Genomic DNA, 10,212 nt, shown 5'->3' with positions numbered 1-10,212 from the left:
CCCCGCCGCGCCCAGCAAGGCCAAGGCGCCGCTGAGCGCGATGGCCAGCGTGCTCTTGGCGATGCGCCCCCAGAAGCCGAACTTCGCCACCCGCAAGTTCATCAGGACCAGGCTGGCCACGCCGCCGGGCGCGTACATCACCATGAAAAGGAAGATCAAACCCAGGTACAGCAGCCAAGCCTTGGTCAACTCCGACAACATCACGGAGGTCAACACCAGCAGCACGCCACCGATGATGGGTCCGAAGAACACGGTGGCGCCGCCCAGGAAGGTGAACAGCAGGTAGCCCCCCGAGCGCAGAGGCCCCACCACCTCGGCCGTGACGATCTCGAACAGTATGGCGCCCAGACCACCCGCGATGCCCGCGAAAAAGCCAGCCACCATGAAGGCCATGTAGCGCACGTGCTGCGTGCTGTAACCGATGAACTCCACGCGCTCCGGGTTGTCGCGCACGGCATTGAGGATGCGTCCCAGCGGCGTGCGCGTGAAGGCGTACATCAGCGCCACGCACACGAAGGTGTAGACCGCGATCAGGTAGTAGACCTGGATGCCTGGGCCGAAGTTGATGCCCTTGTCAAAAAACCCTTGCAGCACCGGCTTGCCCACCACGCGGTTGGCCGTGATGCCCGCCTCGCCGCCAAAGAACTCCGCGAACATCAGGGACATGGCGAACACCAGCTCGGCCATGCCCAGGGTGATCATGGCGAAGGTCGTGCCCGCCTTCTTCGTCGTGACATAGCCAAACAGACCGGCGAAGAACAGGCCGGCCAGCCCGCCCACCAAGGGCAGCAGGCTCACCGGCAGGAAGGGCTGGCCCGTCTTGGCCAGGCCGCTCATCAGGTTGAGCGCGTGGATGGTCATGTAGGCGCCCAGGCCGGAATAGACCGCGTGGCCAAAGCTCAGCATGCCGCCTTGCCCCAGCAGCATGTTGTAGGACAGGCAGGCGATGATGGCGATGCCCATCTGCGACAACAGACTGACCGCCAGGCTGCTGCTGAACAGCCTGGGCATCGTCAACAGCACGAGGGCGAACAGGCCCCAGATGATCCAACGGCCCCAGTTGAAGGATTGGGTATTCATGGTGCTCATGGGGAGGGCCTCACTCTTCACGGGTACCCAGCAAGCCCTTGGGCCTGAAGATGAGGACCAGCACCAGGAACAGGTAAGGCAGGATGGGCGCCACTTGCGCCAGCGTGAGCTTGAGGATGGAGTGGTTGCGCGCCGCCGCGCTCAGCTCCATGCCCAACGCCTGCAGAAGATGGACGAGCGAATAGTCAAAGGCCACGGCGAAGGTCTGGATCACGCCAATCAACACCGAGGCCAGGAAGGCACCCGAGAGCGAGCCCAAGCCGCCCACGACCACGACCACGAAGATCACCGACCCGACGGTGGCGGCCATGGCGGGCTCGGTCACGAAGGTGCTGCCGCCGATGACCCCGGCCAGACCGGCCAGGGCCGCGCCCGCGCCGAAAACCAGCATGAAGACACGCGGCACGTTGTGCCCCAAGGCCTCGGCCATTTCTGGATGGCTGAGTGAAGCGCGGATGACCAGGCCGATGCGGCTCTTGGTCAGCATCAGCCACAGCGCCACCAGCATCAGCAAGGCCACCACCATCATGAAGCCGCGGGTGGCCGGGAACGGGGAACAGGCCGCCACGGCGCAGGCCTCGGCCGAGGCCCGGCCCCAGACCAGGTGCATGCCACTCAAGGCGTTCACGCCGCTGTCGTGCACCAGCGTGAAAACCGGCCCCTGCAGCAGTTCGGGCGGGCGGAACTCCAGCGGCAGACGCCCCCAGATCAACTGCACCAGCTCCAGGATGATGTAGGACAGGCCAAAGGTGATCAGCAGCTCGGGCACGTGCCCATGGGCGTGCACCTTGCGCAGCGCCAGTCGCTCGAACAAGGCCCCCAGAGCGCCGACCAGCAAGGGCGCGACGATCAAGCCCAGCCAGAAGCCCGTGAAATCGCGGGCCACGGTGTAGCCCAGGTAGGCGCCCAGCATGTAGAAACTCGCGTGGGCGAAATTGAGCACGCCCATCATGCTGAAGATCAGCGTGAGGCCGGAACTGAGCATGAACAGCAGCAGCCCGTAGCTCAAGCCATTGAGCATGGAGATGAGGAAGAACTCCATCGCGTCCTGAATCGGTGTGTCAACGAAACCGCCAATCGCTGGCGGAAAAAGGGCCCGATCTCACGTAGGCAAGACCGGGCCCGCGAACCCATCAAGCGATCATCGCATCACGGGCGCTGCATCTGGCACACCGTGGGCGTGCTGGTCTGGGCCGAGGTGAACTCGCGCACCGGCGCGAAGGTCATGTCCGTGGCCTCGGCGGTGTACTTGAACTTCTTGTCGGCCTTTTGCCAGACGGTCATGAACAAGGGTTGCTGGAGCTGGTGGTCGGTGGCGCGCATCTCGACGTCGCCGTTGTAGCTCTTGAACTTCAAACCCTCGAGCGCCTTGGCCACCTTCACGGGGTCGGTGGACTTGGCCTTGGCCATGGCTTCACCGAGCGCGCGGAAGATGTGATAGACCGAGCCGGTGTAATAGTCGTCCTTGAACTTGTCCTTGTACTCCTGCTGCCACTTCTCGTAGTCACCGCCCATGTAATAGGTGTTGTAGGAGACTTGGTAAACCTTGCCCGCGCCCCCATTGCCCAGGGCCGTGGGAGTTCCCGTCACGCCAGCGTAGTAGGTGTAGAACTTGCCGTTGTAGCCCCCCTCGATCGCAGCCTTGACCAGCAGCGACAGATCGGACCCCCAGTTGCCCGTGATCACCGTGTCCGCGCCGGACGCATTGATCTTGGCGATGTAGGGCGAGAAGTCTCGCACCTGGGCGAGCGGCGTCAGGTCTTCGCCGACGATCTGCACGTCGGGCCGTTTCTCGGCCAGCAGTTCCTTGGCGTACTTGGCCACCTGATGCCCGTGGGCGTAGTTCTGGTTCATCAGGTAGACCTTCTTCACGTCCTTCTGGTCCTTGATGAAGCTGGTCATCGCGCCCATCTTCATGGACGTGTCGGCGTCGAAACGGAAGTGCCAGTAATTGCACTTCACGCCGGTGAGGTCGGGGTCGATGGCCGAGTGATTGAGGAACACCACCTCCTGGCCAGGATTGCGCTCGTTGTGCTTGGCGATGGCGTCGATCAGCGCCACGGCGACCGAGGTGCCGTTGCCCTGCGTGATGTAGCGCACGCCCTGGTCAATGGCCGCCTTGAGCTGGTTCACGCTCTCCTGCGGGCTGAGCTTGTTGTCCAGCCCAATCACCTCGAACTTCACGCCAGCCGGGTTGCCCGCCCCGCTGAACTTCTCGCCAAAGAACTGAAAACTGCGCAACTGGTTGCTGCCCACCGGCGCCATCAGGCCGGACAAGGGGTCAATCCAGGCGATCTTGACCGTCTGGCCTTGGGTTTGCGCCCCGGCCGTCGATACCCCCAGACCGGCCAGCAGCACGGCCATCGCCGCGAAACCGCTCAACGCCGAGCCGAGTTTGTGCACACGCTTCATGGTTGTCTCCTGTTCGTGGATGTCGTCCCCGTGACGGGGCTTGCCTGCGAGGCCTGCACGGCCCTGTTGTTTTCTCGAAGCCGAGTCAGCGTAACAAGGCCAGGTGTCAGCGCGCTCTAGGGAATGCCCGTAACAGGGTTCGCACGCGTCGCCGAAGTGACGCCAGGGATGCACGGGATGCACGGGATGCGCATCGGCGACTGGCGAGGCGTGCGCGGCAAGCCCCGCGTCAAAGACCCGGCAACTTGTAGTCCTTCAATTGCTCGCGCAAGCGGGTCTTGAGCATCTTGCCGGTGGCGCCCAGGGGAATGGCGTCCATGAAGATCACGTCATCGGGGATCTGCCACTTGGCCACCGCTTTGCCAGCGTAGAACGACAACAAGGCCTCGCGCGTCAGCTCCGCGCCGGGCTTCTTCACCACGACGACCACGGGCCGCTCATCCCACTTCGGGTGCTTCATGCCGACGCAGGCGGCCAGGGCCACCGAGGGATGACCCATGGCGATGTTCTCGATGTCGATGGAACTGATCCACTCGCCGCCAGACTTGATCACGTCCTTGCTGCGGTCCGTGATCTGCATGTAGCCGTCGGCATCGATGGTCGCCACATCGCCGGTGGGAAACCATCCACGGCCCTCGGCATCCCTCACCAGAGGATCACCGCCGTCTCCCTTGAAATACCCCCGCACCACCCAGGGCCCGCGCACCAGCAGGTCGCCATAGGTCTTGCCGTCCCAGGGCAAGTCTTCACCGTCACCATCGACGATCTTCATGTCCATGCCGAAGATGGTGCGGCCCTGCTTGAGGCGGATCTTTTTCTGCGCTTCTGCGGGTTGGGCCAGGTGCTTGTTCTTGAGCGTGCACAGCGTGCCCAGCGGCGACATCTCGGTCATGCCCCAGGCGTGCAGCACCTCGACGCCAAATTCGTCGCGGAAGGTGTCGATCATCGCGGGCGGGCAGGCCGCGCCGCCGATCACCGTGCGCTTCAAACTGCTGAACTTCAAGTGGTTCGTCTTGACGTGGCCCAGCAGCATTTGCCAGATGGTGGGCACGCCGGCGGCGTAGGTCACGCCCTCCGCCTCCATCAGCTCGTAAAGGGACTTGCCATCCAACGCCGGCCCCGGCAGCACCAGCTTGCAACCCGTGAGCGCCGCCGAGTACGGAATGCCCCAGGCATTGACGTGGAACATCGGCACCACGGGCAACACGCTGTCGCGCGCGCTCATGCACATCACGTCGGGCAGGGCCGCGGCGTAGGCGTGCAGGATGGTGGAACGGTGGCTGTAGAGCGCGCCCTTGGGATTGCCCGTGGTGCCGCTGGTGTAGCAGATGCTCGATGCGGTGTGCTCGTCCAATTCGGGCCAGCGGTAGCTCGCGGACTGTTTTGCGATCCAAGCTTCATAGCTCGCCAGGCCGGGGATGCCGCTGTCGGCGGGCAACTTATCAGCGTCGCACAGCGCCACCCACTGCTTCACCGTCGGGCATTTCGCGTGCACGGCCTGGATCAGGGGCATGAAAGTCAGGTCGAAGCACAGCACCTGGTCTTCCGCGTGGTTGACGATCCAGGCGATCTGCTCCGGGTGCAGGCGCGGGTTGATGGTGTGCAACACCCGGCCCGAGCCACTGACGCCGAAATAGAGTTCAAGGTGCCGGTAACCGTTCCAGGCCAGCGTGCCGACGCGGTCGCCCAACTTCAGCTTGGCGCCGTCCAGCGCGTTGGCCAATTGGCGCGAACGCCGAGCCACGTCCGCCCAGCGGTAGCGGTGGATGTCACCTTCCACCCGACGGGAGACGATCTCGCCATCGCCATGGTGTCTTTCGGCGAAATCGATGAGGGAAGAAATCAGCAAGGGCTGGGTCTGCATCAATCCAAGCATGGACGGTCTCCTGTTCTTGTGGTCTGAGCTTGCGCGCGAGTATCCCGCATGCCCTTGGCACCGCCACATGGGGAAACACCCGGCCCCGTCCCTGGAGAGACAAGCCAGACCGTCCCCGACACCTGAGCCCAGACAAGCCCGGCGACTTGACCGAAGTTCAGCGCCCTTCAATCATTTCAACAATTCAAGTATCATTGAAATATGAAAAAAGACATGCCCGCCCAGGCATTCGCTGAGAACGATGCCGTGACCGCCCTGTCGGCGCTGGCGCAAGCCCAGCGCCTGCGCGTTTTTCGTGCCCTGGTGGTGGCCGGGCCCGAGGGGTTGACACCCGGTGTGCTGGCCACCGAGCTGGACGTCGCGCCCAGTGCCTTGTCTTTCCACCTGAAAGCGCTGCTGCACGCGGGCTTGGTGAGCAGCGAACCGGATGGCCGACACTTGGTCTATCGGGCGGATTTCGCGCGCATGAACAGCCTGCTCGACTACCTGACGGAACACTGCTGCCAAGGTTCGGCTTGCGAGGTCGCTCCGGCAGGCAAATCCGCGCCCAAGGGCGGGCGCAAGACCGTCTGTTGTTGAGCCGTCGACGCAAGAACATGCCTTATCTCACGCCTCCAACCACGTTGAACGCACGAGACCTTGCCGCCGTCCAGGCCCAGCTCGCCCAGGCCCGGTTGCCGTTCGAGGACCTGCTGCCGACGTCGATGCCCTTGTTCCTGGGGGTGCGCGATTCAGATTCGGGCTTGTCTCGCGACGTCACGCAACCCGGACCCTTGATCGCGTTCGCAGGCCTGGAATCGCATGGCGTTGAAGGCTTGCTGCGCTCCCTGTGGGTGCGACCAGACCACCGCGGTCGAGGCCTGGCCCGCACCCTCTTGCATGCGCACGAGTCCCAGGCACGCCAACTGGGACTGAACCGCCTTGTGCTGCTGACGGAATCCGCGGCGGACTTCTTCCAGGCGCTCGGCTACCGCGAAACGGATCGCACCGCGCTGTCGGCCCAGCTGCGCGCCTCCACTCAGTTCCAGCAACTCTGCCCGGCCTCGGCGCACTGCCTGTCCAAGACGCTGTGAGGCGTCAACCCGCCGGCCCAGCGTCCATGTCGTCACCCATGCCTACCCACATCCTCATCCTCTGCACCCACAACTCGGCGCGCAGCGTGCTCGCCGAAGGCATGCTCCAGCATTGGGCGGCCCGGCTCGGCAAGCGCCTCCAGGCCCACAGCGCGGGCAGCACACCCAGTGGCCGCGTGAACCCGCACGCCCTCGAAGTGCTGGCCCAGGCGGGGGTGGACACCTCAGGTTTTCGCTCCAAAACCTGGGACGAGTTCGTCCGACCCGACGCGCCGCCCATGCGTGTCGTCATCACCGTCTGCGACCAGGCTGCGGCCGAGCCCTGCCCCTACTGGCCAGGCAGCCCGGTGCAGGTGCACTGGGGCTACGCCGACCCGTCCAAGGCTCCCGAGGACCAAAGGCGCGCGGCCTTCGAACTGACGCGACAAGCCATCGGCTACCGCATGCTGCAACTGGCGCAACTGCCGCTGGACACGATGAACGACTCGGAACTGCGGCTGGCGCTGCAAACCATCGAGAAGAGCTGACATGAAGAAACACACCGACATGAACCTGTTCGAGCGCTACCTGAGCTTGTGGGTGGGCCTGTGCATCGTGGTTGGCGTCGCCTTGGGCCAATGGCAGCCCGATGTGTTCCAGGCCATCGGCCGCATGGAAGTGGCCCAGGTCAACCTGCCCGTGGGCCTGCTGATCTGGGTGATGATCATCCCCATGCTGGTCAAGGTGGACTTCGGCACGCTGCTTGAGGTGCGCTCGCACTGGCGAGGGATCGGCGTCACGCTGTTCGTGAACTGGCTGGTCAAACCTTTTTCGATGGCCCTGCTGGGCTGGCTCTTCATCCGCCAACTGTTCGCGCCTTGGCTGCCGGCCGACCAAATCGACAGCTATATCGCGGGGTTGATCCTGCTGGCGGCCGCGCCCTGCACGGCCATGGTCTTCGTCTGGAGCCGCCTGACCGGCGGCAACCCGCTGTTCACGCTGACGCAGGTGGCGCTCAACGACGGCATCATGCTGGTGGCCTTCGCGCCGCTGGTGGCGCTCTTGCTAGGGCTGGCTGCGATCACCGTGCCCTGGGCCACGCTGCTGATCTCGGTGCTGCTCTACATCGTGGTGCCGCTGCTGATCGCCCAATTCTGGCGACGCACCTTGCTGAAGCGCGGAACCACTGCCTTCGACGCGGCCATGCGCAGGATCGGCCCGGGGTCGATGGTCGCCTTGCTGCTCACGCTGGTGTTGCTGTTCGCGTTTCAAGGCGAGGCCATCCTGCGCCAGCCGCTGATCATCGCGCTGCTCGCCGTGCCCATCCTGATCCAGGTCTTCTTCAATTCGGCGCTGGCTTACTGGCTCAACCGCGCCGCGGGCGAAAAGCACGAGATCGCCTGCCCTTCGGCGCTGATCGGCGCGTCCAATTTCTTCGAACTGGCCGTGGCCGCCGCCATCAGCCTGTTTGGCTTCGACTCCGGCGCGGCCCTGGCCACCGTGGTCGGTGTGCTGATCGAGGTGCCCGTGATGTTGCTGGTGGTGCGCGTCGTCAACCGCAGCAAGGCCTGGTACGAGCGCGGCGCGACCCCATAACCTCACCCAGCCAGGGGCGGGCGCGCTGCGAGACAATCCGGGCATGTCCGCCGTCCTTGACACTCCCGCCCACGCTCGCAACGATGCTGCCCCGGTGCAGACGGGCCTGCGCTGGATCAACCGCTACGCTCAACTCGGGGCGAGCTATGCCACCGCCCTCGCGCCGCAGACCTTGCCTGCTGACCATCCCCCCTATTGGGTCGGCCAGAGTCGCGCCGTCGGCGATTGGCTGGGCTTGGCGCCTGACTGGACCACATCCTCAGACCTGCTGGCGGCGCTGACGGGCAACGCGCCGCTGGCTGGCAGCGCCCCCGTGGCCACGGTCTACAGCGGCCACCAGTTCGGCGTCTGGGCCGGTCAATTGGGCGATGGGCGCGCACTGCTTCTGGGTGAAGTGCTGAGCGAAACGGGCAGTGGTCTTGAAATTCAGCTCAAGGGCGCGGGCCGCACGCCCTATTCCCGCATGGGCGATGGCCGCGCGGTGCTGCGTTCGTCCATCCGCGAATTCCTGGCCAGCGAGGCCATGCACGCGATGGGGGTGCCGACCACGCGCGCGCTTTGCGTCACGGGTTCGGACGCGCCGGTTCGTCGAGAGACCATCGAGACCGCCGCTGTCGTCACCCGCGTGGCGTCCAGCTTCATCCGCTTCGGCCACTTCGAGCATTTCGCGTCGCGCGAACAGTTCGATGAGCTGCGGGTGCTGGCCGACTACGTGATCGACCGTTATTACCCCGAGTGCAGGGCGACGGACGTCTACCAGGGCAATGCCTACGCCGCCCTGCTGGCGGCCGTGAGCGAGCGCACGGCCGTGCTGCTGGCGCATTGGCAAGCGGTGGGCTTCTGCCATGGCGTGATGAACACCGACAACATGAGCATCCTCGGCCTGACGCTGGACTACGGCCCCTACCAATTCCTCGACGGTTATGACCCGGGCCACATCTGCAACCACAGCGACACGCAAGGCCGTTATGCCTACGCGCGCCAGCCCAACGTGGCGTACTGGAACCTGCACGCGCTGGCGCAGGCGCTGCTGCCGCTGATCGAAGACGAAAGACTGGCCCAGGCGGCGGTGGATGTGTACCGCGAGCGCTTCCCGCTCGAACTCGACGCACGTTACCGCGCCAAGCTGGGGCTGGCCACGCATCAGCCGGACGACCGTGCGTTGCTGGAAGCCACCTTGCGCCTGCTGGCCCAGGAGCGCACCGACTACACCATCTTCTGGCGGCGCCTGAGCGAGCACGTCGCGGCAAGCGCCCGCGGTGAGACCCGGGCGCAGGCCCTGCGCGACCTGTTCATCGACAGCACGGCCTTTGACGATTGGCTGAGCCGCTACGAAGCGCGCCTGACGCAAGAGCCCCTGCAAGACAGCGCCAACACCATGCTGGGCGTGAACCCGCGATTCGTGCTGCGCAACTGGCTGGGTGAACAAGCCATACGCCAAGCGCGTGACAAGGACTACAGCGGCGTTGCCCGGCTACTCGCCCTGCTGGAGCGCCCCTTTGACGAACACCCCGGCTTCGAAGCCGAGGCCGGCTTTCCGCCTGACTGGGCGGCCTCCATCGAAATCAGCTGCTCGTCCTGACCCCTGACCTCCTCTTGCTGGACGGGGGTTCTGCTCCTTTCCTTTCTGCATGATTCCTGGTTGACCTCTTCTTGACTTGATCTCTTAGACACACCATGAGCTACGCCATCCAGAAAACCGCCGCCGAGTGGCAAGCCTTGCTTGCCGCCAAACATGCCGAACCCGGCGCCTACCAGATCACGCGCCATGCCGCGACTGAGCGTCCCTACACCGGCAAGTACGAGAACTTCTGGCAGGCCGGCAGCTACCACTGCATCTGCTGCGACGCGCGCCTTTTCGAATCCGACACCAAGTTCGACGCCGGCTGCGGCTGGCCCAGCTTCTCCGAACCAGTCACCCCGCAGGCCATCGAAGAACGCCGCGACCTGAGCCACGGCATGGTGCGCGTGGAAACCGTCTGCAGCCAGTGCGGCGCGCACCTGGGCCATGTCTTCGAGGACGGTCCCACACCCACCGGACTGCGCTATTGCATGAACTCGGCTGCGTTAGAACACAAGGCGTAAAGCACGGCCGCCGGGCCAGCGCAGGTGCAAGCTACCAAGCAGGCGCACGGGGCGGGGGAACCCGACGATTTGGATTTGCGCAGCAAATCGTATGAGGAGCGG

10 protein-coding genes are annotated in these 10,212 nt (G+C 64.7%); 6 read left to right on the top strand and 4 right to left on the bottom strand.

The features are described 5' to 3' along the window. The 4 genes from HGR_RS07865 to HGR_RS07850 form a co-directional block, all read right to left on the bottom strand. Nucleotides 1-1,080: branched-chain amino acid ABC transporter permease (locus HGR_RS07865; protein WP_237701391.1), on the bottom strand; the 1,080-nt coding region annotated here is incomplete at its 3' end. Nucleotides 1,081-1,099: 19 nt separating this feature from the next. Then, nucleotides 1,100-2,131: a branched-chain amino acid ABC transporter permease gene (locus HGR_RS07860; protein WP_006297648.1), complete on the bottom strand. Its 1,032-nt coding sequence runs from the start codon at nucleotides 2,129-2,131 to the stop codon at nucleotides 1,100-1,102. Between the two features lie 107 nt (nucleotides 2,132-2,238). Beyond that, nucleotides 2,239-3,501 (bottom strand): branched-chain amino acid ABC transporter substrate-binding protein, encoded by a 1,263-nt coding sequence (locus tag HGR_RS07855; RefSeq protein ID WP_006297647.1) that lies wholly within the window; start codon nucleotides 3,499-3,501, stop codon nucleotides 2,239-2,241. Nucleotides 3,502-3,730: 229 nt separating this feature from the next. Beyond that, nucleotides 3,731-5,377, bottom strand: coding sequence for a 3-(methylthio)propionyl-CoA ligase (locus HGR_RS07850; protein WP_006297646.1), 1,647 nt, complete (start codon nucleotides 5,375-5,377; stop codon nucleotides 3,731-3,733). Between the two features lie 213 nt (nucleotides 5,378-5,590). Here HGR_RS07850 and HGR_RS07845 point away from each other — a divergent pair, with 213 nt between their 5' ends. The 6 genes from HGR_RS07845 to msrB all read left to right on the top strand — a co-directional run bounded on the left by HGR_RS07845 (nucleotide 5,591) and on the right by msrB (nucleotide 10,110). Further along, entirely contained in the window at nucleotides 5,591-5,956 is a 366-nt protein-coding gene (locus HGR_RS07845; protein ID WP_006297645.1) for an ArsR/SmtB family transcription factor, read from the top strand. A gap of 44 nt (nucleotides 5,957-6,000) precedes the next feature. Continuing rightward, nucleotides 6,001-6,450, top strand: a complete 450-nt coding sequence (locus tag HGR_RS07840) for a GNAT family N-acetyltransferase (RefSeq protein ID WP_169312687.1) — start codon at nucleotides 6,001-6,003, stop codon at nucleotides 6,448-6,450. Nucleotides 6,451-6,488: 38 nt separating this feature from the next. Beyond that, nucleotides 6,489-6,977, top strand: coding sequence for an arsenate reductase ArsC (locus tag HGR_RS07835; RefSeq protein ID WP_006297643.1), 489 nt, complete (start codon nucleotides 6,489-6,491; stop codon nucleotides 6,975-6,977). Between the two features lies 1 nt (nucleotide 6,978). After that, nucleotides 6,979-8,025, top strand: a complete 1,047-nt coding sequence (gene arsB / locus HGR_RS07830; protein WP_006297642.1) for an ACR3 family arsenite efflux transporter — start codon at nucleotides 6,979-6,981, stop codon at nucleotides 8,023-8,025. Nucleotides 8,026-8,068: 43 nt separating this feature from the next. Beyond that, nucleotides 8,069-9,607, top strand: a complete 1,539-nt coding sequence (locus HGR_RS07825) for a protein adenylyltransferase SelO (RefSeq protein ID WP_006297641.1) — start codon at nucleotides 8,069-8,071, stop codon at nucleotides 9,605-9,607. Nucleotides 9,608-9,702: 95 nt separating this feature from the next. Beyond that, on the top strand, nucleotides 9,703-10,110 hold the full coding sequence (msrB, locus tag HGR_RS07820) for a peptide-methionine (R)-S-oxide reductase MsrB (protein WP_006297640.1): 408 nt from the start codon (nucleotides 9,703-9,705) through the stop codon (nucleotides 10,108-10,110). The last annotated feature ends 102 nt before the right edge of the window (nucleotides 10,111-10,212 follow it).

The sequence above is a fragment of the Hylemonella gracilis ATCC 19624 genome, assembly GCF_000211835.1.
Classification (GTDB): Bacteria; Pseudomonadota; Gammaproteobacteria; order Burkholderiales; family Burkholderiaceae_C; genus Hylemonella; species Hylemonella gracilis.
This window is presented reverse-complemented; position numbering and strand designations above follow the sequence as displayed.